The organism is Streptomyces sp. NPDC041814, from assembly GCF_055590565.1.
The window spans coordinates 116,970-143,768 of the sequence record NZ_JBVJAM010000008.1 but is presented as its reverse complement, the minus strand read 5'-3'; the positions used below and the strand labels follow the sequence as shown (position 1 = coordinate 143,768).

Here is a 26,799-nt window from a genome sequence, read left to right as displayed (position 1 = left end):
AACGCTTTCACGGGCACGTTACGTGCAGGGTGAAGCATTCCCGGGATGTTCACAGACTCTACAACTGCGCACACCGGGACTGAAGTGGTTTAGCGATGGATCAAGGTTGCGGCTTGGCCACACTCGCCCACCGCACCGGCCCGCCCCCCGACGGGCCGTCAGCTCTTGCGGTGCCCTATCAGCCGCGGCTTCGACTCCAGGTTCTCCAGACCGTGCCAGGCCAGATTCACCAGATGGGCCGCGACCTCCGCCTTCTTCGGCTTGCGCGCGTTCACCCACCACTGGCCGGTCAGCGCCACCATGCCCACCAGCGCCTGCGCGTACAGCGGGGCCAGCTTCGGATCGAAGCCCCGCGCCTTGAACTCCAGGCCGAGGATGTCCTCGACCTGGGTCGCGATGTCGCTGATCAGGGACGCGAAGGTGCCCGTCGACTGGGCGACCGGCGAGTCCCGGACCAGGATGCGGAAGCCGTCGGTGTACGTCTCGATGTAGTCCAGGAGCGCGAACGCCGCCTGCTCCAGGAGCTCCCGGGGGTGCCCCGCGGTCAGGGCACCGGTCACCATGTCCAGGAGCTGGCGCATCTCCCGGTCCACCACGACCGCGTACAGCCCCTCCTTGCCGCCGAAGTGCTCGTAGACGACCGGCTTCGACACCCCCGCGCGGGCCGCGATCTCCTCGACCGACGTGCCCTCGAAGCCCTTGTCGGCGAACAGGGTGCGACCGATGTCCAGCAGCTGCTCGCGGCGTTCCTTCCCGGTCATCCGCACCCGGCGGGCCCGCCGGGACGAAGGTGCACGGGTGTTCTCGCTGCTTGCGCTGGAGTCGGTCGCCACATCGTCCATCATGCCGCGTCGGCCGCCGCGCGGTTGCGCCGGGACTCGATACGGGCCTCGTCCGGCCAGCGCACGTCGTACGCCCAGCCGGCCTGCTCGAACCAGCGGATGAGGCGCGCGCTCGAATCGATCTGACCGCGCATCACGCCGTGCCGGGCACTCGTCGGGTCCGCGTGGTGCAGGTTGTGCCAGGACTCACCGCACGACAGGACCGCCAGCCACCACACGTTGCCCGACTTGTCGCGGGACTTGAAGGGGCGCTTGCCGACCGCGTGGCAGATCGAGTTGATCGACCACGTCACGTGGTGCAGCAGCGCCACCCGTACCAGCGAGCCCCAGAAGAACGCCGTCGCCGCGCCCCACCAGGACATCGTCACCAGGCCGCCGACCAGCGGGGGAATCGCCAGCGAGACGAGCGTGAACGTCATGAAGTGGCGCGAGATCCGGCGGAGCGCCGGGTCCTTGATCAGGTCCGGCGCGTACTTCTGCTGCGGGGTCTGCTCCTCGTCGAACATCCACGCGATGTGGGCCCACCACAGGCCCTTCAGCAGCGCAGGCAGCGTCTCGCCGAACCGCCACGGCGAGTGCGGGTCGCCGTCCGCGTCCGAGAACCGGTGGTGCTTGCGGTGATCGGCCACCCAGCGCACCAGGGGACCCTCCACAGCCAGCGAACCGGCCACCGCCAGGGCGATGCGGAGCGGACGCTTCGCCTTGAACGAGCCGTGCGTGAAGTACCGGTGGAAGCCGATCGTGATGCCGTGGCAGCCGATGAAGTACATCGCCACCAGCAGACCCAGATCGAGCCAGCTCACACCGCGGCCCCAGGCCAGCGGCACCGCCGCCACCAGGGCCACGAACGGCAGGACGATGAACAGCAGGAGCGCGATCTGCTCGATCGACCGCTTGTTGTCCCCGCCGAGCGTGGCGGAGGGAAGAGCAGGATCACCGGCCGCCGGGGCGGCGGCCTCGATCACATCGGGGCTGGTCTTCATGGGGAGTCCCCTGGGGGTGAGAACGGGACGGACAACCGGGTTACGCACCCGTAACCTACGGCTTCGTAAGTATGGCAGCGCGGAGGCCCGCCCACGAGAGGGCGAAACACCGCGCACAGACGCGCGAATACCGGGTAGACACACACCGCGTACCCCGACCGGACCCCCGGTGCACACGGACGGCCGTCCGGGGCGCGAACAGCACCGAAAGCACGGACACCTATCCTGGAGAGGTCGGACAGCGCGGTCCGCACCCTGCTTTTCCGGGGTGGCGTCGGCATCCGCCGACCGCGGTCCCGGGTCCCGTGCACCACCACTGCAAGGAGCCGCACACTGTGAGCAGTGCCGACCAGACCCCCGCCGCCAGCCCCGAGCTGCGCGCCGACATCCGCCGCCTCGGCGACCTGCTGGGCGAGACCCTGGTACGCCAGGAGGGCCCGGAACTCCTCGACCTCGTCGAGCGCGTACGCGCCCTGACCCGCACCGACGGCGAGGCCGCGGCCGAGCTCCTCGGCGACACCGGCCTGGAGACCGCCGCCAAGCTCGTCCGCGCCTTCTCCACCTACTTCCACCTGGCCAACGTGACCGAGCAGGTCCACCGCGCCCACGAGATGCGCGACCGCCGGTCCGCCGAGGGCGGCCTCCTCGCCCGCACCGCCGACCGGCTCAAGGACGCCGACCCCGAGCACCTGCGCGCCACCGTCAAGAACCTCAACGTGCGCCCCGTCTTCACCGCGCACCCCACCGAGGCCGCCCGGCGCTCCGTCCTCAACAAGCTCCGCCGCATCGCCGCCCTCCTGGAAACCCCGGTCATCGAGGCCGACCGCCGCCGCCAGGACCTCCGGCTCGCCGAGAACATCGACCTCATCTGGCAGACCGACGAGCTCCGCGTCGTACGCCCCGAGCCCACCGACGAGGCCCGGAACGCCATCTACTACCTGGACGAGCTGCACGCCAACGCCGTCGGCGACGTCCTGGAGGACCTGGCCGCCGAGCTGGAGCGCGTCGGCGTCGAACTCCCCGCCGGCACCCGACCCCTCACCTTCGGCACCTGGATCGGCGGCGACCGCGACGGCAACCCCAACGTGACCCCCGAGGTCACCTGGGACGTCCTTATCCTCCAGCACGAGCACGGCATCACCGACGCCCTCGAACTCGTCGACCAGCTCCGCGGACTGCTCTCCAACTCCATCCGCTACACCGGCGCCACCGACGAACTCCTCGCCTCCCTCCAGGCCGACCTGGACCTCCTCCCCGAGATCAGCCCCCGCTACAAGCGGCTGAACGCCGAGGAGCCCTACCGCCTCAAGGCCACCTGCATCCGCCAGAAGCTCGTCAACACCCGCGAGCGCCTCGCCTCCGGCCGCCCCCACCGCCCCGGCTGCGACTACCTCGGCACCGCCGAACTCATCAGCGACCTCGCCCTCATCCAGGACTCGCTGCGCCGCCACAAGGCCGGCATCGTCGCCGACGGCCGCATGGACCGCACCATCCGCACGCTCTCCGCGTTCGGCCTCCAGCTCGCCACGATGGACGTCCGCGAACACGCCGACGCCCACCACCACGCCCTCGGCCAGCTCTTCGACCGGCTCGGCGAGGAGTCCTGGCGCTACGCCGACATGCCCCGCGACTACCGGCAGAAGCTCCTCGCCAAGGAACTGCGCTCCCGCCGCCCCCTCGCGCCCACCCCGGCACCACTCGACGCCGCCGGCGAGAAGACCCTCGGCGTCTTCCACACCATCAAGGAAGCCTTCCAGCGCTTCGGCCCCGAAGTCATCGAGTCCTACATCATCTCGATGTGCCAGGGCGCCGACGACGTCTTCGCCGCCGCCGTCCTCGCCCGCGAGGCCGGCCTCCTCGACCTCCACGCCGGCTGGGCCGAAATCGGCATCGTCCCGCTCCTGGAAACCACCGACGAGCTCCGCGCCGCCGACGTCATCCTCGACGAGATGCTCGCCGACCCCTCCTACCGGCGCCTCGTCTCCCTGCGCGGCGACGTCCAGGAGGTCATGCTCGGCTACTCCGACTCCTCCAAGTTCGGCGGCATCACCACCTCCCAGTGGGAGATCCACCGCGCCCAGCGCCGCCTGCGCGACGTCGCCCACCGCTACGGCGTACGACTCCGCCTCTTCCACGGCCGCGGCGGCACCGTCGGCCGCGGCGGCGGCCCCTCGCACGACGCGATCCTCGCCCAGCCCTGGGGCACCCTGGAAGGCGAGATCAAGGTCACCGAGCAGGGCGAGGTCATCTCCGACAAGTACCTCATCCCCGCGCTCGCCCGGGAGAACCTGGAACTGACCGTCGCGGCCACCCTCCAGGCGTCCGCCCTGCACACCGCACCCCGCCAGTCCGACGAGGCCCTCGCCCGCTGGGACGCGGCCATGGACACCGTCTCCGACGCCGCCCACGCCGCCTACCGCAAGCTCGTCGAGGACCCCGACCTGCCGTCGTACTTCCTGGCCTCCACCCCCGTGGACCAGCTCGCCGGCCTGCACCTCGGCTCCCGGCCCTCCCGCCGCCCCGGCTCCGGAGTCTCACTCGACGGACTGCGCGCCATCCCCTGGGTCTTCGGCTGGACCCAGTCCCGCCAGATCGTCCCCGGCTGGTTCGGCGTCGGCTCCGGCCTCAAGGCCCTGCGCGAGGCCGGACTCGACACGGTCCTGGAAGAGATGCACGAGCAGTGGCACTTCTTCCGCAACTTCCTCTCCAACGTCGAGATGACCCTCGCCAAGACCGACCTGCGCATCGCCCGGCACTACGTCGACACCCTCGTCCCCGACGAGCTCAAGCACGTCTTCGACGTCATCGAGGCCGAGCACGCCCTCACCGTGCGGGAAGTCCTGCGCGTCACCGGCGGCGAGAAGCTGCTCGACACCAACCCGGTGCTCCAGCAGACCTTCGCCATCCGCGACGCCTACCTGGACCCGATCTCCTACCTCCAGGTCTCCCTGCTCGCCCGCCAGCGCCAGGCCGCCGAAGCAGGCGAGGAGGAGGACCCGCTCCTCGCCCGCGCCCTGCTGCTCACCGTCAACGGCGTCGCCGCAGGCCTCCGCAACACCGGCTGACCCGGCACCGCACGACGACGGGGCGCGGGGAACTCCTCCCCGCGCCCCGTCCCGCGTTCACAGCGCGATGAACGCCGCCACCAGCAGCACCCCACCCGCGACCCCGGTGCCCCAGGCCGTACGCGTCAGCCGCAGGCCCCCGCCGATCACCAGGCCCGCCAGCACCAGCGCACCGCCCAGCGGCACCCACGCGTGCAGGAAGCCCGGCGCCCCGGTCCGCACCACCTCGTCCGTCCCCGGCTTCACCACCACCGGGAAGCGGTCGCCCTTGCGCGCCGCCACCGAGCTGTCCACCGACACCCGCGACCGCGCCGCCGCCCCGTCACCCGGCGAGAACGACCCCGTACACACGTCGTCGCCGCACCCCGTCACCGTCATCGTCCCGTGCTCCCGGCCCCGGGCCAGCACGATGTGGTGCGCCGCGTCCCACGACGTCAGCACACCCGCCACCAGCAGCACCACGACGACGAGGCCGAGCGCCGCACTGCGGCCGTACAACAGGGCACGGTGGGAGGGGTTCCGCTTCATGGGCCCAGATCCTTGGCCAGAGCCGCACGACCGGTCAAGCCGGACCCGTACCAATCAGGTGTTGTACGCGGACTGCGCCCGCTCCAGACCCTCCGCCAGCAGGCACTCCACCGCGTCCGCCGCCCGGTCCACCTCGAACGCCAGCTCCTTGCGCTCCGTGGAAGAGAAGTCCTTCAGCACGAAGTCCGCCACCTGCATCCGCCCCGGCGGCCGGCCGATCCCGAACCGCACCCGGTGATAGTCCGGACCCATCGCCTTCGTCATCGACTTCAGCCCGTTGTGCCCGTTGTCCCCGCCGCCCAGCTTCAGCCGCAGCGTCCCGTAGTCGATGTCCAGCTCGTCGTGGACCGCCACCACATGGGCCGTCGGCACCTTGTAGAAGTCCCGCAACGCCGCCACCGGGCCCCCGGACAGATTCATGTACGACATCGGCTTCGCGATCACCACACGGCGGCTCAGCGGTCCGGGCGGGCCGATCCGGCCCTCCAGCACCTGCGCCTGCGCCTTCGGAGCGCGCTTGAACTTCCCGCCGATCCGCTCGGCGAGCAGGTCGGCGACCATGAAACCGACGTTGTGCCGGTTCGCCGCGTACTCGGGGCCGGGATTGCCCAGCCCCACGATCAGCCAGGGGTCGGTGGCGTCGGACATCGCGCGAAGTCTCCTCGTTCGTACGCGTACAGCAGGCGTGGACAGCGAAACGGGGCGGTGGCGCTCCCGGAAAGGGAGACCACCGCCCCGTCAGTCAAGCAGGCGGGACGGGACTCAGCCCTCCTCGCCCTCACCCTCGGCGGACTCGGCGGCCGGCTCCTCGGCCTGCGCGGCGACGACCTGGAGCACGATGGCGTCCTCGTCACCGGCGAGCACGGAGCCCTTGGGCAGCGGGATGTCCTTGGCGAGGATCGACGCACCGGCGTCCAGGCCCTGCACGGAGACCGTGACGGACTCGGGGATGTGGGTGGCCTCGGCCTCGACGAGGAGGGTGTTCTGCACGTACTCCAGCAGGTTGCCACCGGGGGCCAGGTCGCCCTCGACGTGCACCGCGATCTCGACGTTGACCTTCTCGCCGCGCTTCACGGTCAGCAGGTCGACGTGCTCGATGTCGCCCTTGAGCGGGTTGCGCTGCACGGCCTTGGGGATGACCAGGGCGTCCTTGCCGTCGAGCTCGATACCGATCAGGACGTTGGCGGTACGGAGCGCGAGCTGCAGCTCGTGGGCCGGAAGCGTGATGTGGACGGACTCGGCGCCGTGGCCGTAGACGACCGCGGGGACCTGCTGGGCACGGCGCGCGCGACGGGCGGCACCCTTGCCGAACTCGGTACGGACCTGAGCGGCGAGCTTGATCTCGGCCATGGCTGCACTCCTCGTGGGGTGACGGAAACTACGGATGGTCACCCGGCCAACAACTGGCCTGCTACGAAGAGCGCGCCGATAACGGATCGCCGTACATGAGTACGGCCTCCCTCGCCGAGCAACTCGCAGAGTCTACCCGGCGGGGAGGCCGCACCCCAAAGTGGATCAACGGCGACGCATGCGCCGCCCGGTCCTGCCGCTCCTACTGCTCCTCGAAGAGGCTCGTGACCGAGCCGTCCTCGAAGACCTCGCGCACCGCGCGGGCGATCGTCGGGGCGATCGACAGCACCTTGATCTTGTCGAGCTCCAGCTCACCCGGCGTCGGCAGCGTGTCCGTGAACACGAACTCGCTCACCTTCGAGTTCTTCAGGCGGTCCGCCGCGGGGCCCGAGAGCACACCGTGCGTCGCCGTCACTATGACGTCCTCGGCGCCGTGCGCGAACAGGGCGTCGGCGGCGGCGCAGATCGTGCCGCCGGTGTCGATCATGTCGTCGACCAGGACGCAGACCCGGCCCTTCACGTTGCCGACGACCTCGTGGACGGTCACCTGGTTGGCGACGTCCTTGTCACGGCGCTTGTGCACGATCGCCAGCGGGGCGTCCAGGCGGTCGCACCAGCGGTCGGCGACGCGCACCCGGCCGGCGTCCGGCGAGACGATCGTCAGCTTGGAACGGTCCACCTTGGCGCCCACGTAGTCCGCCAGGATCGGCAGCGCGAACAGGTGGTCGACCGGGCCGTCGAAGAAGCCCTGGATCTGGTCCGTGTGCAGGTCGACGGTGAGGATGCGGTCCGCGCCCGCCGTCTTCATCAGGTCCGCGACCAGCCGGGCCGAGATCGGCTCGCGGCCGCGGTGCTTCTTGTCCTGGCGGGCGTAGCCGTAGAACGGCACGATCACCGTGATCGAGCGGGCCGACGCGCGCTTCAGCGCGTCGATCATGATCAGCTGCTCCATGATCCACTTGTTGATCGGAGCCGTGTGGCTCTGGATCAGGAAGCAGTCCGCGCCACGTGCCGACTCCTGGAAGCGGACGTAGATCTCACCGTTGGCGAAATCGAAGGCCTTCGTCGGCACGAGGCCGACACCGAGCTGGTGCGCGACCTCCTCGGCCAGCTCGGGGTGGGCGCGGCCGGAGAAGAGCATCAGTTTCTTCTCGCCGGTCGTCTTGATCCCGGTCACAGCACAGTCTCCTCAGACGTGTTCCTGGCGCCGCACGCAGATGTCCCGATGTGCAACGAGCCAGCCGAAATGGGGTGAGCATCTATCACGGTACGCGGTGCTGGACGCACCTGTTTCCGGTCAGCTTTCGCCGGCCGGCCTCTCCTCCGCCGCCTGAGCCGCCTGTGCGGCGGCGCTTCCGGGACGCTTCCGCGCCACCCAGCCCTCGATATTCCTTTGCTGGCCCCGGGCCACGGCCAGCGAACCGGACGGCACGTCCTTCGTGATGACCGAGCCGGCGGCGGTGTAAACCCCGTCCCCGACCGTGACAGGCGCCACAAACATATTGTCCGACCCGGTGCGGCAGTGCGACCCGATCGTCGTGTGGTGCTTGGCCACCCCGTCGTAGTTCACGAACACGCTCGCGGCGCCGATGTTGGTGTGGTCGCCGATGGTCGCGTCGCCCACGTAGGACAGGTGCGGGACCTTGGTCCCCTCGCCGATCGTCGCGTTCTTCATCTCGACGTACGTCCCGGCCTTGGCCTTCGGGCCCAGCTTGGTGCCCGGCCGCAGGTAGGCGTACGGGCCCACCAGCGCCCCCGGGCCCACCTCGGCGCCGTCCGACACCGTGTTGTCCACCCGCGCGCCCGCGTGCACGACGGTGTCCGTCAGCCGCGAGTTCGGGCCGACCTCGGCATCCTCTGCGAGGTGCGTGGTGCCCAGCAGCTGCGTCCCGGGATGCACGATCGCGTCCCGCTCGAAGGTCACCGTGACGTCGATCAGCGTCGAGCCGGGGTCGACCACGGTCACACCGGCCGTCATGGCGCGCTCAAGCAGCCGCTGGTTCAGCAGCCGGCGGGCCTCCGCCAACTGGACGCGGTTGTTGATGCCCAGGATCTCCCGGTGGTCGCCCGCCACACAGGCGCCGACCCGGTGCCCGGCCTCGCGCAGGATCGACAGCACGTCGGTGAGGTACTCCTCGCCCTGGCTGTTGTCCGTCCGCACCTGGCCGAGCGCATCGGCGAGGAGCTTCCCGTCGAACGCGAACACCCCGGAGTTGATCTCCCGGATCGCCCGCTGCTCGTCGCTCGCGTCCTTGTGCTCCACGATCTCGGTGACCGCGCCGCTCGCCGCGTCGCGCACGATCCGCCCGTAGCCGGTGGAGTCGGGGACCTCGGCGCTGAGCACGGTGACCGCGTTGCCGTCGGCGGTGTGCGTCGCGGCGAGCGCGCCCAGCGTCTCGCCGGACAGCAGCGGGGTGTCCCCGCACACGACGACGACGGTGCCCTCGACGGCCCCGCCCAGCTCGTCGAGCGCGACGCGCACCGCGTTCCCGGTGCCCTTCTGCTCGGCCTGGTAGGCGGTGCGCACCTGCGCGTCGGCGCCGGTGAGGTGGGCGGTGACCTGCTCGTGCGCGTGGCCCACGACGACGACGAGGTGCTGGGGGTCCAGCTCGCGGGAGGCGGCGACGACATGACCGACGAGCGAGCGCCCGGAGATCTCGTGCAGAACCTTGGGGGTCTTCGACTTCATGCGGGTGCCCTCACCCGCTGCGAGGACGACGACGGCTGCCGGGCGTACGGAGCTCACGAATAGGCCCTTCGGCTTCGGGTGGTGGACATCCGCAGGATACCGGGGGGTCTGGGGCCGGACATGGGCGCGGGCCCCGACCGAGGTGGTCGGGGCCCGCGTGAAGAGCTCCCGGGGAAGGAATCGAACCCTCATTCAATGGACCAAAACCATTTGTCCTGCCATTAGACGACCCGGGATGGTTCTACCTTTATGTCCGATTCTCTTGATCGGCTCGTTCGGCAGCACCTACTATGCCGCACCACCAGCCCTCGATGCGACGGTATAGGTCAGCACTCTTGTTCACGCGGACCACCAGGCAGCCGCGGTAATCCTCTCCGGTGTTCTTGCGGTTGGTGGTGGGATTGTGCTTCTTGAGCGTGGTCTTACCGAACGAGCCGGACCGGCCGACTTCCTCCCGCCAGAATCGCTCAGCTTCCGGCACATCAGCCGACTCGTGAATGTGTACGTGAAACCGAAGTTGCTCGGGTGAGACATGCAAGAGGCGGAGCCACGCGAGGAAGACGCGGATCATGCGTGGATCGCCGTTGACGAACGTCACCCGCTCCTGGCGCCGGTGCGGTTTGGCCTTGGTGCCTTCGGCCCAGTAGAGCCCGACCCCGAGCATGAACAACTCCCGCTCGGTCATCGTTCCGATCTCGGCGGCCGCGTCGCACTTGGTCTGCTGCCGCTCTGCCTCGCGCCGCTCAAGGGTGACCTCCCATCCACGTCTGGCGATGGCGGACGCATCCTCGCGTGAGCGTCTCGGTGGCTTCGGCAGATCCCGCACCCACAGCGAGATCGAACTCTTCGAGCACCCCAGCTCCACCTGGATCCGGTCGTACGTCTTCCCCTCCAGCCGCAGCTCCCGCGCCCTCGCCCGCAGGTCGTCCTTCGCGCGTGGGCGCTTGGTCCACTCCGGCGGGGGCTCGCCTTGCAGGAGACGGTGGAGGATGTCGTTGTTGAAGACCTTCAGGCGGTCCCGGATCTGGCGCACGCTCAACCCCTCCCGGCGTAACGCCACCGCCCGCTCGCGCAGGCCCTCGAAATCCGCGTACTTGCTCGTGATCTCCGTCATGCGCCAAGCGTTGTCCGGAATCCGGACGTCCGGGTCGAATGGGTGGTCGATTCGTTATTTCGGGCGGTTGTTCCCCAATCAGCCCCCGGTCGAACGTGCGACGTGCTGTGCAGGTCACCCGAAAATGGGATGCGGGCGCCCGTACGCTGGATGCCATGACCGCAACGGGGGAAGACCGGGAAGCGGCGGGTCCGACCACCCGTGGCTACTGGTGGTGGGAACGGCGACGGAGTGTCGCGCTGGATGTGGGGCTCGCGCTCGTTTCGGCGGCGGAGTGCGCGCTCGAAGGGGTGGATTTCGCGGGGGACGCCGGGCTGCCGGTGCCCTTCGGGGTGGCGTTCGGGGTGATCGCGGGGGCCGTGCTGCTGGTGCGGCGGCGGTGGCCGATCGCCGTGGTGCTGGTCTCGATCGCGACGACGCCCGCCGAGATGGGCTTCCTGATGGGCCTCGTCGGCCTGTACACGCTGGCCGCGTCCGAGGTGCCCCGGCGGATCACCGCGGTGCTGATGAGCATGTCCCTGGTGGGGACGTTCATCGTGACGTACGTACGGCTGCGCCAGGGCGTCGACGAGAACGCCGACTTCGGTCCCGGCGACTGGTACGTGCCCATGCTGTCCCTCTTCATGGCCGTCGGGCTGACCGCCCCGCCCGTGCTGTTCGGGCTGTACATAGGGGCGCGGCGCCGGCTGATGGAGAGCCTGCGGGAGCGCGCCGACTCGCTGGAGCGGGAGCTGTCGCTGCTCGCGGACCGGGCCGAGGAGCGGGCCGAGTGGGCCCGTACGGAGGAGCGGACCCGGATCGCCCGTGAGATGCACGACGTGGTCGCCCACCGGGTGAGCCTGATGGTCGTGCACGCGGCGGCGCTCCAGGCCGTGGCGCCCAAGGACCCGGCGAAGGCTGTGCGCAACGCGGCCCTGGTCGGCGACATGGGGCGCCAGGCGCTCACCGAGTTGCGCGAGATGCTGGGGGTGCTGCGCGCCGGTGACCCGGCACCGGCCAGGGTGGAGCAGGTGCCGCTGGCCTCCGTGGGCCGGGCGGCCCAGGCCGCGGCGGAGGACGGGCCGCGGTTGGAGGAGGTCGAGGCGCTGGTCGGCCAGTCGCGCGCCGCGGGCATGACCGTCGAGCTCTCCGTCGAGGGCTCCGCCCGGGCGTACGCGCCCGAGGTCGAGCAGACGGCGTACCGCGTGGTGCAGGAGGCCCTGACCAATGTCCACAAGCACGCGGCGGGCGCGAAGACGTGGGTGCGGCTTGCGCACCGGGGTGCCGAGGTCGCCATGCAGGTGGAGAACGGCCCGACGGACGCGGCGACGGCGGACGCGGGGCTGCCCAGTGGCGGCAACGGCCTGGTGGGTATGCGCGAACGGGTCCTCGCCCTGGGCGGGGTCTTCGTCTCGGGCCCGACGGACGCGGGCGGTTTCCGTGTATCGGCGGTGCTGCCGGACGGCGGCAGCACCTGAAGCCCGCCCGGCGGGGTGTCTCAAGCCCGTCCGGCGTTTGAGGCCAAAACCCTCGTTGTGGTGACCGCCCGTCCGGCGTGAACCGGCGCGCCGGAGACCCCGGCTCAGCCCGAGACCAGTCGCTCCGGCTGCAGCCCCGTCACGAGCGTCGCGAGCGCCGTGTCGATGTCCTGGCCGAGATACCAGTCCCCGGTGTGGTCGATGGAGTACACCCGCCCCGCCAGGTCGATCGCCAGGACGGCCTGCCCGTCCCCCTCCTCGCCGAGCGGCGCGACCTCGGTCGCCAGCGCGCGGCCGAGGTCGCCGAGGGTGCGGGCCAGGTGCAGCCCGCTCAGCGGGTCGATGCGGACGGCCGGCGGCGCGATCTGGCGCCCCGGTGCGGTGGCGGTGATGTGGAGGCCCCCGAACTCGGCCCACGCCTCTACCGCGGCGGGGAAGACGGCGTGCTGGTGCCCGGCGGGCGAGGCGTGCGAGCGCAGGGCGTCGGCCCACTCCTCGGCCTGGCGGATGTCCCAGCGGCCGGGTGCCCAGCCGGCGGTCCGCAGTGCGGCGTCGACGGCGACGGGGAAGCGGGTGGCGGACTGGCGGTCGGGGCCGGTCTGCCGGGGCAGGTCGGTGCGGTCGTGCATGGACGCGGTCAGCTCTTCTCTGCGGTGGTGGCCGCGCCGCCCGCGGTGAGGTCGACCGGGCGTACGCCGAAGTGGGCGAGCATGACAGCACAGGAGCGGCAGGGTGCCGCGTAGCTGCCGTGCAGCGGGTCGCCGTCCTCGCGGATGCGGCGGGCGGTGAGCCGGGCGTGCTTGAGGGCGCGGCGGGCCTCGCCGTTGGTGAGGGGCTTGCGCTGGGCGCGCTTGGAGCGCCCGGCCTCGGCGGCGGTGAGGTGCCGGGAGAGGAGTATGGCCTCGGGGCAGCGGCCGGTGAACCGTTCGCGCTGTGCGCTGGGGAGGGTGTCGAGGAAGTCCTGGACGAGGTGGTGCAGGACCGGTGGCTGGTCGCCCTTGCCGGCGGTGCAGGTGAGTGTTTCGCCCCGTACGGAAAGGGCGGCGGCGACGGCGGGCAGGATGCCGTCGCGGCGCTGGCCGAGGCGGGGCGCGGGGCTCTTCTCGGTGCTGCTCCAGCTGAGTCGTGGGTCCCCGGTCGTGACGGTCTGTGCAGAGTGTGCGGTGTGCATGGTGCTGTGTCCCTCCCGTGCCCGCAGCGGCTGCTGCTTGGTGTGCACGCCCCCGTGTATGCGGGTGACAGCCTGCCAAATGTGTCGGGTCCTGTGAAAGCTGGGTCGCTGAAACGTGTCTGCGTGTCGCGGTTCGGTGGCGCTCCCGTCGCTCGACCGTCACTCTGTCGTGACGTTTGGTGACGGTTCTGGCCTAGGGATGCCGGGGCCGGTCCCCGTAGGAGTGACACCGCTTAGGCTGTGCCTGGACCGCCTCCTGGGCAGGTCGGTCCTCATCAGCCAGACGCAGCAGGGGGCAACCGCCATGACGACAGGTCGGCTCGGGCAGCAAGCCGCGCCACCGAACGCGGCCTACGCCGGGCAGCTCGTGCACTTCCCGGACCCGGTCCGGGCGTCCCGTCACCCCAGAGGGGTGCGGATGGACGAGAACGGCTGTCCGGACTTCTCGCCGTACGCGCGCGCCGCGGCGGAGATCGCGGAGCCTCCGCAGGGTTTCGGCGTGGACGAGCTGCGGCTCACGGACTACGTGTCCGCGAACGCGGCGCTGGCCGAGGCCGGGCACGAGCTGTGGGACACGATCCCGCCGGTCGCGACGCCGCACGGCTGGACCTGGCACCACGTGCCGGGGGGCCGTCGGATGGAGTTGGTCCCGGTCGAGGTGAAGGCGCTGCTGCGCCACCACGGCGGGCTCGCGTCCACGGAGGTCGACCAGGACAAGCGGGGCACGCGCCCGCTCCAGGAGACGCGCCCCGCGCACTTCCGGCTGCCCAAGGGTGCCGTGGCGGTGACCGAGCAGCAGATTCTGGGTGTCGAGGAGGACCTCGGTTACCGGCTGCCGGGTGCGTACCGCGCGTTCCTGAAGGCGGCCGGCGGTTCGGCCCCGGTGGGTACGGCGCTCGACGCGGAGCTGGGTCTCCTGATCGACCAGCCGTTCTTCACGGTGCGCGAGGAGGCCGCCGTGAACGACCTGGTGTACGTCAACAAGTGCCTGCGCGACCACCTGACGAAGGACTACCTCGGGGTCGCCTTCGTGCAGGGCGGTCTGCTCGCGGTGAAGGTGCGCGGCGCGGCTCTGGGCTCGGTGTGGTTCTGCGCGTACGACGACGCCCGGGACCGTGACGGGTGGACGGTGCAGGAGCGGGTGGACCGGCTGCTGCTGCCGTGCGGTGAGGACTTCGACGCGTTCCTCCAGCGGCTGGCGGGCAATCCGCCGGAGCTGGAGACGGTGGCGAACCTGATGGTGGACGGCGGCTTCGCGCAGGCCGTCCCGGTGGAGGGGTGAGCGCGATGGTGACCTTCGCTCAGGCGCAGGAGCGCGCCGAGGAGTGGGTGAACGGCGACGTTCCCGCGTACCAGCACCGCGAGGTGCGTGTCCGTGAATTCGAACTCGGATTCGTGGTGTGGGCCGAGGACCGTGCGGACGGACCGGTGTCCGACGGCGGCCGTCAGCGGCTGGTGATCGCGCGGGACAGCGGTGAGGCGACGCTGTGGCCCGGGCTGCCGGTGGGTGAGGTGATCCGGCGGTACGAGGAGGAGTACGGCTCGCTGGACGTGGAACCCGCCGCCCCGGCGCCGCCGGAGCGGGTGGACCTGAATCAGACGTCGTTCCTGCTGAGCCCGCCGGAATGGCTCCAGGAGGCGGCGGACAAGCTGGGCATCCCGGACCGGCGTGCGGAGCGGGACGAGACCCCGCCGCCCGCGCCGCGGACGCCGTCGTCCTTCCCGCCGCCCGCCCCGATCCCGTCGTCCCCGACGCCCTCGCAGGGTGGTTCGGTGGCGTACGAGCCGACCGCTTCGGACGGCGTGCCGGCGTCCTCGCTCCAGCCGCCCGTCGGGGCCACGCCGTGGGCGGGCACCGATGTGAACGCGGACTCGGACGATGCGGAGGTGGCGCTTCCGGCGACGGTGTTCGCGCCGCCGCTGTCCGGCGCCGACGACGAGGAGGAGCTGCCTCCGGTCGTTCCGGCGGACGCGCCGACGGCGCTGATGTCGGGCGGCAGCCAGCTGCCGAAGACCGCGATCGCGCCGAGCCTGGGCGGCGAGCGCCCGCCGGTGGGTCCGCCGGTGCCGGGGAGCGCCGTGCCGGGTCCGCCCGTGCCCGGGACCGCCGTGCCCGGTCCGCCGGTTCCGGGGCAGCACACGCCCCCGCCGGCCCAGCACACGCCCCCGCCGGCCCAGTACACCCCGCCCCCCGGGCATCCGGGTGGGCCCGGGGCCGGGGACATCGCCGATGCCGCGACGAGCAAGGCGGCCATCCCGCCGCGCGCCGCGCGCGGGGGCACGCCTCCGCCGCCGCCCGGTGCCCCCGGCACCCCGGGCGCCCGGCCCGGCGCCCCGGTGCCGCCTCCCTCGGGCCCGGGTGCGCCCGGCGCGCCCGCGGGCGGCTATGTGCCGACGCAGCTCGTCTCCCAGCTGGGTCCGCCCGGCGCCCCGCAGCAACCCGGTCCGCCGACTCCGCCGCCTCCCGGTGGCGGGGTGCACCAGGCGGCCACGATGTTCGCCGACGCGTCGTCCGGCGCGGGCATCCCGCAGCCGCCCGGCCCGCCGGGTGTTCCGGGCGCGCCGCAGCCGCCCGGCCCGCCCGGAGCCCCCGGTGCGCCCGGAGCCCCCGGTGCGCCCGGAGGGCAGCAGCCGCCTCCGCCGCCGGGGGCGACGCCGCCGCCCGGCCCGGGCGGGGTGCACCATGCGGCGACGATGCTCGCGGGGCCGGCGCAGACCGGTCCGGGGGCGCCGCAGCCGCCGGGTCCGCCGGTGGGCGCGCCGCCCGCGTACGGCTATCCGCAGGCGCCGGCCGGTCAGCCGACCGTGGGTCCGGGCTACCAGGCCGTGCTGCGCTTCCGGGCGCCGGACGGCAGCGAGCAGCAGCTGATCCGCCGCTCGGCTCCGGGCACGCCGCACCCCGAGTGGCAGATGCTGCACGAGCTGCGGGCGATGAACGTGCCGCCGCAGCAGGTGATCGAGCTGCACACGGAGCTGGAGTCCTGTGAGCTGCCCGGTGGCTACTGCGCCCGGATGATCCGGGAGACCTGGCCGCAGGTGCGGATCACCTCCGTCGCCCCGTACGGCACGGACCACGCGAGCCGGCAGCAGGGCATGCAGCATCTGCTGACGCACCAGGGCGAGCTGCACCAGGTGGCGGACGGCCCCGCGCGGCCCGCGCCGGTGCGGGCGCCGCTGCCGCAGATGCAGCCCGCACCGCCGGTGCCGCCGGAGGCGCTGGCCGAGGAGATGATGCAGACCTTCGGTCCGCAGGGCATCCTCCGCTTCGACCAGCGCGCGGTGTCCCGTCAGGGCGTGCCGGAGCTCGTGGCGCGGACCCTGGTGTGGGCGGGTCTGCCCGCCGACTTCGGGCCGTTCTTCTGGGCGCAGCCGGGGCAGCCCGTGGTGCCGACGCTGGCGGAGCTGGCGGCCCAGCGGCAGGTGCAGCCCGCGTCCGACGCGGGGTCGTATCTGGTGATGGGCTCGGACTTCGGCCGGGCGATCTGCGTCCAGTACGGCACCGCGCACATCGTGGCGGTGCCGGTGGAGGCGGGTCCGGGCGGTGCGCCGGTGCCGCCGCAGTTCGTGAACACGGGGCTGCCCGAGTTCGTGCGCTGCATGGCGCTGCTGGGCCGGATGTGGCGGCTGCGGTACGGGCTGAACCCGGAGCAGGCGGGCCGCTGGACGGTGGACTTCCAGGCGCAGCTGGTGGCGCTGGACGCGGCGGCGCTGGCGTCGCCGGAGAGCTGGTGGTCGGTGCTGCTGGAACAGATGTGGGACGGGCTGATCTGACCGTTCCGTACGCGAGGCGTGGTGCCCGGTCCCTTGCGGGGGGCCGGGCACCACGCCTTTTCCGTATGTGATGCCGGTCGCTTCCGTCCGGAAAGCGCCGCATCGATTCAGACTTCCCGACCAATTGCCGCATCCTTGACCTATCGCTCGTTGGCCGGAGCGTCGGAGTCGGGAAGATCGGAAAGAGGCGTCAGGGATGAGTTCTGCACCGGTGTCCGCGTACGGGTTCGTCGGTGTGCGGGGCCGTGGGTACCGCCCGGAGCAGGTGGACCGGGCGGTGGCGGCCCTGTCCGCGGAGCGCGACGAGGCCGTGGCGAGGGTGGCCCGGCTGACGGAGCTCGCGGAGGAACTGGCGGCGGAGTCGGCCCGGCTGGACGAGGCCGTGGCGCGGCTGGCCCCGCCGGACTACGGGCCGCTGGGGGAGCGGGCGCTGCGGATCCTGGCGCTGGCCGAGGAGGAGGCGGAGGCGCTTCTGGGCGCGGCGCGCGAGGAGGCGCAGGCGCTCCGGGACGAGGCGGACGCGGCGGCCCGGGCCCTGCGGGACGCGGCGCGCACGGATGCGGAGGCGGTCCGGGCGGCGGCGGAGAGCGCGGCCGGTGAGCTGGTGGGTGCGGCGGAGACGGCGGCCGGTGAGGCGCTGGAGGCGGCCCGTGCGGAGGCGGCGCGGCTGCGCGAGGAAGCGGAGTCCGCGATGGCGGCCACCCGCAGCCGTACCGAGAGCGTGCTGGCGCACCAGGAGCAGGAGCACGCCGAGCGGCACAAGGCTGTGGAGCGGGAGCTCGCGGACGCCGAGGCGGCGCAGGCCGCGGAGCACGCCGGGCTGATGGAGCGCGCGGAGGCGGACCTCGCGGCCGCGCGCCGGGCCAGGGCGGAGGCGGAGGAGGCCGCGCGGCACGGCCAGGAGGACGCGGAGGCGCGGGCGGCCGAGCTGATCGCGCGGGCGCGGGTGCGCGAGGAGCGGGTGGTGCGCGAGACCGAACGCATACTGCGGGAGCACGAGGAGGGCCGCGAGGAGGTCCAGGCCCACATGGCTCACGTACGCAGTTCGCTCGCGGCGCTGACGGGGCGGGTGTCCCCGGCGGCGGAGCCCGCGCAGGAGCGGGCCCGGGGCTGACGCCCCCTCAGGGCCGGGGCCAGGGGCGCTGCGAGAGCTCTTCGATGCTGCTGTTGAAGCGTTTGAGGTAGCCGGCGAAGGCCGCGATGTCCTCGTCGGGCCAGTCGTGCATGACCTGGTCCAGTGAGCGCACGACGCGGTCGCGCTCCGCGTCCAGCAGCCGTGCGCCCTCGTCCGTGATGCGGAATTTGCGGGCCATGCCGCCGTCGGGGTCCGGGATGCGTTCGGCGAGCCCGGCGCGGGTCACGGCGGCGGTCTGGCGGTTGAGGGTGGAGGCGTCGAGGCCGAAGGCGTCGCTGAGTTCGCCGTTGGACATGGGGCCCTGGACGCGGAGCCGGCTCAGCAGGATGTACGCGCTCCGGTCCAGCAGGGCGTACTTGTGGCGTCCGCCGCGGTGGTCGGCGAGGCTGTGGCGGCCGAGCAGCATCTGCTCGTACTCCACCTCTTCCGTGGGCCTGGGCATGGCGACGGCCTCCTGGTTCTGCTGCTCGTGGGCGGCGCCCCATTCTCGCATGGAGTGTGTACGTGGCACATAATGTGTATGACACATTGAGCATGTACGATGCATGTCGCTGTCCCGGCAGGCGGGACCACGCCCCAAGGAGTCCCCCTCATGGATGCCCCCCAGCCGTCGGCGAGGACAGGCGCCGTCGTCGCCACCCTGGCCTTCGCCGGCACCGTGGCAGCGGTCATGCAGACCCTGGTCACGCCCCTCATCGCGGAACTGCCCAAGATCCTCGACACCTCGTCGTCCAACGCCGCCTGGGTCATCACCGTGACCCTGCTGGTCTCCGCGGTGTGCGTGCCGGTCTCCGGCCGCCTCGGCGACCTGCTGGGCAAGCGCCGGATGCTGCTCGCCTGCTCGGTGCCGCTGATCGCCGGCTCGGTGGTCTGCGCGCTCTCGTCCTCCGTCGTCCCGATGATCGTCGGGCGCGGGCTCCAGGGCATGGGCATGGGCATGGTCCCGCTCGGGATCGCCCTGCTGCGCGACGTGGTGCCGCCGGAGAAGATGAGCTCGTCCATCGCCCTGGTCAGCGCCTCGCTCGGGATCGGCGGCGCGCTCGGCCTGCCGATCGCCTCGGCGGTCGCGCAGTACGCCAGCTGGCGCGTGCTGTTCTGGGGCTCCGCCGTGCTGGCCGCCGTGATCTGCGCGCTGATCTGGTTCCTGATCCCGGACGTCCCGGCGGGTGCCAAGGGGCAGCGCTTCGACGTGCCCGGCGCGCTCGGCCTCGCGGCCGGCCTGGTCTCCCTGCTCCTCGCGGTCTCGAAGGGCGCCGACTGGGGCTGGACCTCCACGACGACCATCGGCCTGTTCGCCGCCGCCGTCGTGATCCTCCTCGCCTGGGGCTTCTGGGAGCTGCGCACCACGGACCCGCTGGTCGACCTGCGGACCACCGCCCGCCCCCGGGTGCTCATCACCAACATCGCGTCGCTCTTCGTCGGCTTCGGCATGTACGCCGGCATGCTGATCGCGCCGCAGCTGCTCCAGTTCCCCGAGGCCACCGGCTACGGGCTCGGCCAGACGATGCTCCAGGCCGGTCTGTGGATGGCCCCCGGCGGCATCATGATGATGATCGTCTCCCCGTTCGGCGGGAAGCTCACCGACGCCCGCGGCCCGAAGTTCACCCTGATCTCCGGCGTCCTCGTCATCGCGGCCGCCTACGGCCTCGGCATCCTGCTGATGGGCTCCGCCTGGGGCCTGATGCTGTTCCTCATGGTCAGCAGCAGCGGCGTGGGCCTCGCGTACGGGGCGATGCCCGCCCTCATCATGAGCGCGGTCCCGGCCTCCGAGACCGCCGCCGCCAACGGCTTCAACACCCTCATGCGCGCCCTCGGCACCTCGGTCGGCGCCGCAGTGATCGGTGCGGTCCTCGCCCAGATGACCACCGAAACGGGCGGCTACACCTTCACCTCCGAGGCGGGCTTCCGCATGGGTCTGATCTTCGGCTGCGGTGTCGCGCTGGTCGCGGTCGCGATCTCCGCCTTCATCCCGGCGGTACGGGGCTCCGCCGCGTCCTCCGACAAGGCGGACACCCCGGCCGCCCCGGAGGCGGCGACCGCCAAGGGCTGACCCCGCGCACCCCGGACGCCCGGCTCACCACCCCGCACGGGGCGCCGAGCCGGGCGTCCGGCATTCGGCCCGGCCTCACGCCCGCAGGCCGTGGCGCGCCGCCCATGCGCTGATCGCCGAGGCCAGCTCCTCCGGCCGGTCCTCCGGGGAGTGGTGGCCGGCCGGTCCGTGCCGGGAGACCTCCAGGCCCGCGATGTTCGCCTCGCACCAGGCCACGGTCGCGGCGTCGGTCATGGCGCCCGGGCCCGGCTCGAAGGCCGCCAGCAGCTTGGGCACGTCGGGGCTCGCCGCCAGCCAGGCGTCGTACCGCTCGATCCGCGCCACCACGTCGGCGGGCTCGCCGTCCAGCGGCATCATGCGCGTCCACGCCAGGACCGGGCGGCGGCTCTCCGGGGTGGGGAACGGGCGGCGGTAGACGTCGAGGTCGGCGGGGTCGAGCGGGGTGGCGAGCGTGGCCGGAAGCCCCTCGATGAAGGCGTTCCGCTCCAGGACCATGTCCTCGCCCGCCCCCGGTGTCCGGAGGAGGGTGAACAGCTCGCGTCCGGCGGCCGGGAACTCGTCGCCGTACAGCGGCTTGACGATCGTCTCCGTGAAGGCCAGCCCGCGGACGGCCCCCGGGAGCCGGGCTGCCCGGTCGAAGGCGAGCGCGCCGCCCCAGTCGTGGCCGACCAGTACGGCCTCGGCCAGGCCGAGCGCGTCGAACCAGGCGTCCAGGTGGCGGGCATGGTCCTCGAAGGAGTAGGCGAGGTCCGGCTTCCCGGAGTCGCCCATCCCGACGAGGTCGGGGGCCAGCAGTCGGCGCCCGGGCGCGGCCACCCCCGGCAGGACGTCGCGCCAGAGGTGGGAGGAGGTGGGGTTGCCGTGCAGGAAGACGAACGGCAGGCCGTCGGGGTCGCCGGACTCGCGGTAGTGGACGGTGGTGCCGAGGACGGGAACGGTGGGCATGAGGGAGCGTCACATCGCTTTCTGGTCGGTGGATTTCATACGTTGAGGCTGAGGACCCGGTCGACGGCGATCTCGATGACCGCCAGGTCCGGCGGATCGGGCGGGGCCGCTCCGTAGCGGGAGGTGTAGCGGCGTACCGCCTCCGCCAGCCGTACGGGATCACCCGTCACCGAGGCCCGGCCTTCGAGGGTGATCCAGCGGAAGCCGTCCGCCTGGCAGAGGGCGACCCGGGCCGCCGGACCGCCCGCCGCCACATTGCGGGCCTTGCGGGCGGTGGCCCGGGTGGCCACCCGGGCGATGCCGGTGGCCGCGTCGACGGTGAAGCGGACCGGGGCCACGTGCGGGGTGCCGTCGGGGCGCAGCGTGGTGAGCGTGGCCGTGCGGTCGAGGGCGAGGAAGCCGCGGGCGGCGGCCGTGAGCCGGTCCCGGTCACGGCTCACTTCTTCCTCACGCCCTCGTTCCAGATCAGCTTGGCGATGTTCGGCTTCACGGCGGTGGTGACGACGCCCATGGCCGTCCGCACATGGCGTCGTTCCTCCAGTTCGCGCAGCATGCTCGCGGCGAGGTCGGGGCGGGCCGTGAAGACGCCGTCCGCGCTGGACGGGGCGGTGAGGTAGTCCGTTACCTCGGAGTGCTCGAAGAGGCCCGACGGGCGTACCAGGGTCCAGTCGAGGGCCGTGCGGCTGATGACGTCCTCCATGCGGCGCATGTCCGCGTGCAGGGTGCGGCCCAGGCGCCGGTTCACCAGCGGGTCGAGCACGTGGTTGAAGAAGTGCGCCCCGGTGGGCCGCCACCCGGGGTCGGCGATGCTGGAGCTGACGACCAGGAGCCGCCGCACGCCGTGCCGGCTCATGGCCCGGGTGATGGCCGCGGCGCTCCGCGAGTACAGGGTGACGGGCTCCTTGCTGAAGCGGGCCCCCAGCGCGGACAGGACCGCGTCCGCCCCCTCGACCGCGGCGTCCACGGCGGCCGGGTCGGTGGCGTCGGCGACGGCCGGGGTGACCCCCGGGCGGTCGGGCAGCGCACCGGGGCGGCGGACGACGGCGGTGACCTCGTGGCCGGCGGCGACGGCCTGTTCGGTGAGATGGCGTCCGGTCGGGCCGGTGGCGCCGAAGAGCGTGATGCGCATGGCGGGGCTGCTTCCTTCGGGGTGCGGTGGGAACGCCCTTGACTCTGCGGACCGGCCGCCGCACGCTCAACGCTGATGAATAACGCCGTGGCCGCTCCCGCCCGGCCCCGCGGACGCCCCCGGGGCAACCCGCCGACCCGTGAATCGCTCGTCGTGGCGGCCCGCGCACTGTTCCTGGAACGCGGCTACCGGGCGACCACGCTGCGCGCCGTGGCCGGTGCGGCCGGGGTGGACCCGGCCCTGATCGCATATCACTTCGGGTCCAAGAAGGGCCTGTTCGCGGACGTGATGCAGTTTCAGTGCGCGAGTGCGCTGTCGGTGGACGAGGTGCTGGGCGGCGACCCGGCCACCCTGCCGGGGCGGCTGATCGACGCGGTGACGGACCTGTGGGAGGACGCCGACTTCCGGCGCCTGTCGACCCGGGGCGAGACCGCCGCCGAGGTCGTCCGCGAATACCTGGAACAGGAGCTGCTGGGGCGGCTCGTTGAATTGCTCGGCGGCCCGGACGCGACCGCGCGCGCCACCGCCGTGGTGACCGTGCTCGGCGGGATCATCTACACCCGCTACCTGAACCCCCTCCCCACCCCGGCCGCCCTCACCCCGGCCGAGACCCGCGCCGCCCTCGCCCCGGCCGTCCGCGCGGCGCTGGCTCCCCGGCGCCGGTAACCGCTTCTCCGCCCCCGGGTGTGGACCCCTGGGGGCAGTCCCTGAGACCCGGGTCCACCCGGGGGTCCAGCCCCCTAGGGGGAGCTCCTTACAGCGGGCCAGGGGCCGTTCCTCCCGGTGGAGGACGTGCGGGGCCGGGGTCTCTCCGTAGCGTTGTCGTCGTACCGGAGAACGCACCGCACGAGCACCGACGACGTACCGCCGCAGGGCGGACCGCAGGGAACGGGGTGGGGAAAACCCCACCGGAAGACTGCGCTGGGCACCAGCGCGCCGGACCCCCTCCCCACAGCAGACTTCACAGCAGACGGCGACAACCCGTCGCTGACCGACATAGGAGAAAAACCGTGACAACGGCTGTAACCATTCCCAGGCACGGGGGCACTGGAGGGCGTACGGCCGTGGCTGCGCGGGCGCGGCAGGTCGTCAAGGCGTACGGGTCCGGAGAGACCCGGGTCGTCGCGCTCGACCACGTCGACGTGGACATCGCCCGCGGGCAGTTCACCGCGATCATGGGCCCGTCCGGCTCCGGCAAGTCGACGCTGATGCACTGCCTGGCCGGCCTCGACACCGTGACGTCGGGCCAGATCCACGTCGCCGACACCGAGATCACCGGGCTCAAGGACAAGAAGCTCACCCAGCTCAGGCGCGACCGCATCGGGTTCATCTTCCAGGCGTTCAACCTGCTGCCGACGCTGAACGCGCTGGAGAACATCACGCTGCCGATGGACATCGCCGGCCGCAAGCCCGACACCGCCTGGCTCAATCAGGTCGTCGAGACCGTCGGCCTGGCCGGCCGCCTCAAGCACCGGCCCACCCAGCTCTCCGGCGGCCAGCAGCAGCGCGTCGCCGTGGCGCGGGCCCTCGCCGCCAAGCCGGAGATCATCTTCGGCGACGAGCCGACCGGAAACCTGGACTCCCGGGCCGGTGCCGAGGTCCTGAGCTTCCTGCGCAGGTCCGTGGACGAGCTGGGCCAGACCATCGTCATGGTCACCCACGACCCCGTCGCCGCCTCCTACGCGGACCGGGTGCTCTACCTCGCCGACGGCCGCATCGTGGACGAGATGCACAACCCCACCGCCGACCAGGTGCTGGACCGCATGAAGGACTTCGACGCGCGCGGGCGGACCTCATGACCGTCTGGAAGACCTCCATGCGCAACTTCTTCGCGCACAAGGGACGCATGGCGCTCTCCGCCGTCGCCGTCCTGCTCTCGGTGGCGTTCGTCTGCGGCACGCTCGTCTTCACCGACACCATGAACACCACGTTCGACAAGCTGTTCGCCGCCACCTCCGCCGATGTCACCGTCAGCCCGAAGAAGGCCAAGGTGGACGACATCCCGGAGAACGGGAAGCCCGAGTCGCTGCCCGCCTCCCTCCTCGCGAAGGCCGGAAAGGCCGACGGGGTGAAGAAGGCCGAGGGCGGCGTCTCCAGCTCCTCCGTCACCGTCGTCGACAGCCACAACGAGAACATGGGCTCCGAGACCGGCGCCCCCACCATCGCCGCCAACTGGACGCAGAACGACCTGCGGTCCATGGAGATCAGCTCCGGCCACGCCCCGCGCGGCCCGACCGAGATCATGGTCGACGCCGACACCGCCGGCAAGCACCACCTGAAGATCGGCGACGAGCTGCGCACCATCGCGGCCACCGGCGACATCAAGGCGAAGATCACCGGCATCGTCGCCTTCAAGGTGACCAACCCGGGCGCGGCCATCGTCTACCTCGACACCGCCACCGCCCAGCGCGCGCTGCTCGGCACCCCCGGCGCCTTCTCGCACCTCTCCATCACCGCCGAACAGGGCGTCAGCGACGTCCAGTTGAAGCAGAACGTGGCCCAGGCGCTCGACGGCCCCGGCGCGTACAAGATCCAGACGCAGGACGAGGCCGCCGCCGAGAACAAGGACTCCATGGGGTCGTTCCTCGACGTCATGAAGTACGCGATGCTCGGCTTCGCCGGGATCGCCTTCCTCGTCGGCATCTTCCTCATCGTCAACACCTTCTCGATGCTGGTCGCCCAGCGCACCCGCGAGATCGGCCTGATGCGGGCCATCGGTTCCAGCCGCGAGCAGGTCAACCGCTCGGTGCTGCTGGAGGCGGTGCTCCTCGGCATCGTCGGCTCCGTCCTCGGCGTCGGCGCCGGCATCGGGCTCGCCGTCGGGCTGATGAAGGTCATGGGCGCCGTCGGCATGGAGCTGTCCACCGAGGACCTCACCATCGCCTGGACGACCCCCGTGGTCGGGCTCGCGCTCGGCATCATCGTCACCGTCCTCGCCGCCTACATCCCGGCCCGCCGGGCCGGCAAGGTCTCCCCGATGGCAGCCCTGCGCGACGCGGGCACCCCGGCGGACGCGAAGTCGGGCTGGGTCCGGGCGGGCCTCGGCCTGGTCGTGACCGGCGCCGGTGCCGCCGCCCTGTGGGCGACGACGCGGGTGGACGAGGCGAGCGACGGCTCCGGCCTCCTCGGCCTGGGCGTCCTGCTCACCCTCGTCGGCTTCATCGTGATCGGCCCGCTGCTCGCCGGAGTCGTCGTACGGGCACTGAGCGCCGTCCTGCTGAGGTTCTTCGGCCCGGTCGGCCGGCTCGCCGAACGCAACGCGCTGCGCAACCCGCGCCGCACCGGCGCCACCGGCGCGGCCCTGATGATCGGCCTCGCCCTGGTGGCCTGCCTCTCCGTGGTCGGCTCGTCCATGGTCGCCTCGGCCACCGACGAGCTGGACAGGTCGGTGGGCGCGGACTTCATCGTGGAGTCCTCGGCCCCCGGGCAGCTGATCGTCCCGCAGGCCGCCGAGGCGCTGGCCTCCGCCCGGGGCATCGAGCACCTCACGCACTACAAGGTCCTCGGCGCGAAGCTGACCGGCCCGGACGGCAAGGCGTCGGACGAGCACGTCACGGCGGCCGACCCGACGTACGCCGAGGACGTGCGCCGCGAGGTCCTCTCGGGCGACCTGGACAAGGCGTACGGCAAGGACGCCATGTCGGTCGGCGAGGAATACGCCACCGCGCACCACGTCGAGGTCGGTGACACGATCACCGTCGCGTTCAAGGCGGGCGGCACGGCGAAGCTGAAGGTCGCCGCGATCACCTCGGACGAGACCAGCCTCGACCAGGGCGCGATGTACCTGAACACCTCGACCGCGCAGCGGTACGTCCCCGCCGACAAGTTGCCCCAGAACATGATCATGTTCGCCAAGGCGAAGGACGGCCAGGAGGACGCGGCGTACGCGGCGCTGAAGAGCTCGGTCGCGGACTACCCGCAGTACAAGGTGCGGAATCAGGCCGACTTCAAGGAGAACCTGAAGGACCAGATCGGCCAGCTCCTGAACGTCGTGTACGGCCTGCTGGCCCTGGCGATCATCGTCGCGGTGCTGGGTGTGGTGAACACCCTGGCCCTGTCGGTGGTGGAGCGGACCCGCGAGATCGGCCTGATGCGCGCCATCGGCCTCTCCCGCCGCCAGATGCGCCGCATGATCCGGCTGGAGTCCGTGGTCATCGCCCTCTTCGGCGCCCTGCTCGGCCTCGGCCTGGGCATGGGCTGGGGCACCTCGGCCCAGAAGCTGCTGGCCCTGGAGGGCCTGGGCGTCCTGGACATCCCGTGGCCGACGATCCTCACGGTGTTCGTCGCCTCCGCCTTCGTCGGACTGTTCGCCGCCCTGGTCCCGGCCTTCCGGGCGGGCCGGATGAACGTCCTGAACGCGATCGCCACGGACGGGTGAGACAGGCGTCCCCCGGCTGACGGAACCGGCCCCGGCACGCTCCTCGGAGCGCGCCGGGGCCGGTGGGGTGTACGGCCTCGCGCAAGCGGCGGCCTTCCCCGAGTCGTACGCTGGAACCCCCGGTACGTTTCACGTGTCGGGCCCTTCGCGTTGCCCCCGGGGCAGCGCGCCCTGGCGGCAGCCGGCCGCCAG

23 protein-coding genes and 1 tRNA gene are annotated in these 26,799 nt (G+C 72.0%); 9 read left to right on the top strand and 15 right to left on the bottom strand.

Features of this window, described 5'->3' with window-relative positions:
• Nucleotides 1–158: 158 nt before the first annotated feature.
• Nucleotides 159–845: a TetR family transcriptional regulator gene (locus ACZ6C6_RS21155; protein WP_445064631.1), complete on the bottom strand. Its 687-nt coding sequence runs from the start codon at nucleotides 843–845 to the stop codon at nucleotides 159–161.
• Complete coding sequence (locus ACZ6C6_RS21150; protein ID WP_469204810.1) at nucleotides 842–1,825, bottom strand: acyl-CoA desaturase; 984 nt, start codon at nucleotides 1,823–1,825, stop codon at nucleotides 842–844. Before ACZ6C6_RS21150 ends, ACZ6C6_RS21155 begins: the two co-directional genes overlap by 4 nt.
• A gap of 335 nt (nucleotides 1,826–2,160) precedes the next feature.
• Between ACZ6C6_RS21150 and ppc the strand changes: the two genes are divergently transcribed.
• Nucleotides 2,161–4,890: a phosphoenolpyruvate carboxylase gene (gene ppc / locus ACZ6C6_RS21145; RefSeq protein WP_469204809.1), complete on the top strand. Its 2,730-nt coding sequence runs from the start codon at nucleotides 2,161–2,163 to the stop codon at nucleotides 4,888–4,890.
• A 57-nt stretch (nucleotides 4,891–4,947) separates the two neighbouring features.
• On the opposite strand, the gene ACZ6C6_RS21140 is transcribed toward ppc, so the two are convergent.
• The 7 genes from ACZ6C6_RS21140 to ACZ6C6_RS21110 form a co-directional block, all read right to left on the bottom strand.
• Nucleotides 4,948–5,418 carry a hypothetical protein gene (locus tag ACZ6C6_RS21140; RefSeq protein WP_469204808.1) on the bottom strand — a complete coding sequence of 157 codons (471 nt, stop codon included), beginning with the start codon at nucleotides 5,416–5,418 and terminating at the stop codon, nucleotides 4,948–4,950.
• 54 nt (nucleotides 5,419–5,472) lie between these two features.
• The gene (gene pth / locus ACZ6C6_RS21135; RefSeq protein WP_469204807.1) at nucleotides 5,473–6,066 is read right to left on the bottom strand and encodes an aminoacyl-tRNA hydrolase; all 594 of its coding nucleotides are present in this window, start codon (nucleotides 6,064–6,066) and stop codon (nucleotides 5,473–5,475) included.
• 114 nt (nucleotides 6,067–6,180) lie between these two features.
• Complete coding sequence (locus tag ACZ6C6_RS21130; protein ID WP_361021573.1) at nucleotides 6,181–6,768, bottom strand: 50S ribosomal protein L25/general stress protein Ctc; 588 nt, start codon at nucleotides 6,766–6,768, stop codon at nucleotides 6,181–6,183.
• Nucleotides 6,769–6,970: 202 nt separating this feature from the next.
• Nucleotides 6,971–7,945 (bottom strand): ribose-phosphate diphosphokinase, encoded by a 975-nt coding sequence (locus tag ACZ6C6_RS21125; RefSeq protein ID WP_164402038.1) that lies wholly within the window; start codon nucleotides 7,943–7,945, stop codon nucleotides 6,971–6,973.
• 120 nt (nucleotides 7,946–8,065) lie between these two features.
• Nucleotides 8,066–9,514 (bottom strand): bifunctional UDP-N-acetylglucosamine diphosphorylase/glucosamine-1-phosphate N-acetyltransferase GlmU, encoded by a 1,449-nt coding sequence (glmU, locus tag ACZ6C6_RS21120; RefSeq protein WP_469204806.1) that lies wholly within the window; start codon nucleotides 9,512–9,514, stop codon nucleotides 8,066–8,068.
• Between the two features lie 108 nt (nucleotides 9,515–9,622).
• Nucleotides 9,623–9,693: transfer RNA gene (locus ACZ6C6_RS21115), tRNA-Gln, on the bottom strand.
• Between the two features lie 11 nt (nucleotides 9,694–9,704).
• Nucleotides 9,705–10,571 (bottom strand): hypothetical protein, encoded by an 867-nt coding sequence (locus tag ACZ6C6_RS21110; RefSeq protein ID WP_469204805.1) that lies wholly within the window; start codon nucleotides 10,569–10,571, stop codon nucleotides 9,705–9,707.
• A gap of 155 nt (nucleotides 10,572–10,726) precedes the next feature.
• On the opposite strand from ACZ6C6_RS21110, the gene ACZ6C6_RS21105 reads away from it, so the two are divergent.
• Nucleotides 10,727–12,028 carry a sensor histidine kinase gene (locus ACZ6C6_RS21105; RefSeq protein ID WP_469204804.1) on the top strand — a complete coding sequence of 434 codons (1,302 nt, stop codon included), beginning with the start codon at nucleotides 10,727–10,729 and terminating at the stop codon, nucleotides 12,026–12,028.
• 104 nt (nucleotides 12,029–12,132) lie between these two features.
• On the opposite strand, the gene ACZ6C6_RS21100 is transcribed toward ACZ6C6_RS21105, so the two are convergent.
• Nucleotides 12,133–12,657, bottom strand: a complete 525-nt coding sequence (locus ACZ6C6_RS21100) for an SUKH-3 domain-containing protein (RefSeq protein WP_469204803.1) — start codon at nucleotides 12,655–12,657, stop codon at nucleotides 12,133–12,135.
• Between the two features lie 8 nt (nucleotides 12,658–12,665).
• The gene (locus ACZ6C6_RS21095) at nucleotides 12,666–13,199 is read right to left on the bottom strand and encodes a YwqJ-related putative deaminase (protein ID WP_469204802.1); all 534 of its coding nucleotides are present in this window, start codon (nucleotides 13,197–13,199) and stop codon (nucleotides 12,666–12,668) included.
• Nucleotides 13,200–13,503: 304 nt separating this feature from the next.
• Between ACZ6C6_RS21095 and ACZ6C6_RS21090 the strand changes: the two genes are divergently transcribed.
• The 3 genes from ACZ6C6_RS21090 to ACZ6C6_RS21080 all read left to right on the top strand — a co-directional run bounded on the left by ACZ6C6_RS21090 (nucleotide 13,504) and on the right by ACZ6C6_RS21080 (nucleotide 18,084).
• On the top strand, nucleotides 13,504–14,481 hold the full coding sequence (locus ACZ6C6_RS21090; RefSeq protein ID WP_469204801.1) for an SMI1/KNR4 family protein: 978 nt from the start codon (nucleotides 13,504–13,506) through the stop codon (nucleotides 14,479–14,481).
• A gap of 5 nt (nucleotides 14,482–14,486) precedes the next feature.
• A complete protein-coding gene (locus tag ACZ6C6_RS21085; RefSeq protein ID WP_469204800.1) occupies nucleotides 14,487–16,970 on the top strand; it encodes an SUKH-4 family immunity protein in 2,484 nt (827 codons plus the stop codon).
• Between the two features lie 196 nt (nucleotides 16,971–17,166).
• The gene (locus ACZ6C6_RS21080; RefSeq protein WP_469204799.1) at nucleotides 17,167–18,084 is read left to right on the top strand and encodes a cellulose-binding protein; all 918 of its coding nucleotides are present in this window, start codon (nucleotides 17,167–17,169) and stop codon (nucleotides 18,082–18,084) included.
• Nucleotides 18,085–18,091: 7 nt separating this feature from the next.
• On the opposite strand, the gene ACZ6C6_RS21075 is transcribed toward ACZ6C6_RS21080, so the two are convergent.
• Entirely contained in the window at nucleotides 18,092–18,547 is a 456-nt protein-coding gene (locus ACZ6C6_RS21075; RefSeq protein ID WP_469205021.1) for a MarR family winged helix-turn-helix transcriptional regulator, read from the bottom strand.
• Nucleotides 18,548–18,697: 150 nt separating this feature from the next.
• Between ACZ6C6_RS21075 and ACZ6C6_RS21070 the strand changes: the two genes are divergently transcribed.
• Nucleotides 18,698–20,155, top strand: coding sequence for an MFS transporter (locus tag ACZ6C6_RS21070; protein ID WP_469204798.1), 1,458 nt, complete (start codon nucleotides 18,698–18,700; stop codon nucleotides 20,153–20,155).
• 75 nt (nucleotides 20,156–20,230) lie between these two features.
• Here ACZ6C6_RS21070 and ACZ6C6_RS21065 read toward each other — a convergent pair whose 3' ends face one another.
• From ACZ6C6_RS21065 to ACZ6C6_RS21055, 3 genes are read right to left on the bottom strand one after another with little or no spacing between them, the layout of a single operon-like run.
• Complete coding sequence (locus tag ACZ6C6_RS21065; RefSeq protein WP_469204797.1) at nucleotides 20,231–21,100, bottom strand: haloalkane dehalogenase; 870 nt, start codon at nucleotides 21,098–21,100, stop codon at nucleotides 20,231–20,233.
• Nucleotides 21,101–21,135: 35 nt separating this feature from the next.
• Entirely contained in the window at nucleotides 21,136–21,540 is a 405-nt protein-coding gene (locus ACZ6C6_RS21060) for a pyridoxamine 5'-phosphate oxidase family protein (RefSeq protein WP_469204796.1), read from the bottom strand.
• On the bottom strand, nucleotides 21,537–22,229 hold the full coding sequence (locus tag ACZ6C6_RS21055; protein ID WP_469204795.1) for an NAD(P)-dependent oxidoreductase: 693 nt from the start codon (nucleotides 22,227–22,229) through the stop codon (nucleotides 21,537–21,539). Before ACZ6C6_RS21055 ends, ACZ6C6_RS21060 begins: the two co-directional genes overlap by 4 nt.
• Nucleotides 22,230–22,304: 75 nt before the next feature.
• Between ACZ6C6_RS21055 and ACZ6C6_RS21050 the strand changes: the two genes are divergently transcribed.
• The 3 genes from ACZ6C6_RS21050 to ACZ6C6_RS21040 all read left to right on the top strand — a co-directional run bounded on the left by ACZ6C6_RS21050 (nucleotide 22,305) and on the right by ACZ6C6_RS21040 (nucleotide 26,607).
• Nucleotides 22,305–22,895 (top strand): TetR/AcrR family transcriptional regulator, encoded by a 591-nt coding sequence (locus tag ACZ6C6_RS21050; RefSeq protein ID WP_469204794.1) that lies wholly within the window; start codon nucleotides 22,305–22,307, stop codon nucleotides 22,893–22,895.
• A gap of 344 nt (nucleotides 22,896–23,239) precedes the next feature.
• On the top strand, nucleotides 23,240–24,028 hold the full coding sequence (locus tag ACZ6C6_RS21045) for an ABC transporter ATP-binding protein (RefSeq protein WP_365682405.1): 789 nt from the start codon (nucleotides 23,240–23,242) through the stop codon (nucleotides 24,026–24,028).
• Complete coding sequence (locus tag ACZ6C6_RS21040) at nucleotides 24,025–26,607, top strand: ABC transporter permease (RefSeq protein WP_469204793.1); 2,583 nt, start codon at nucleotides 24,025–24,027, stop codon at nucleotides 26,605–26,607. Before ACZ6C6_RS21045 ends, ACZ6C6_RS21040 begins: the two co-directional genes overlap by 4 nt.
• Nucleotides 26,608–26,799 lie beyond the last annotated feature (192 nt).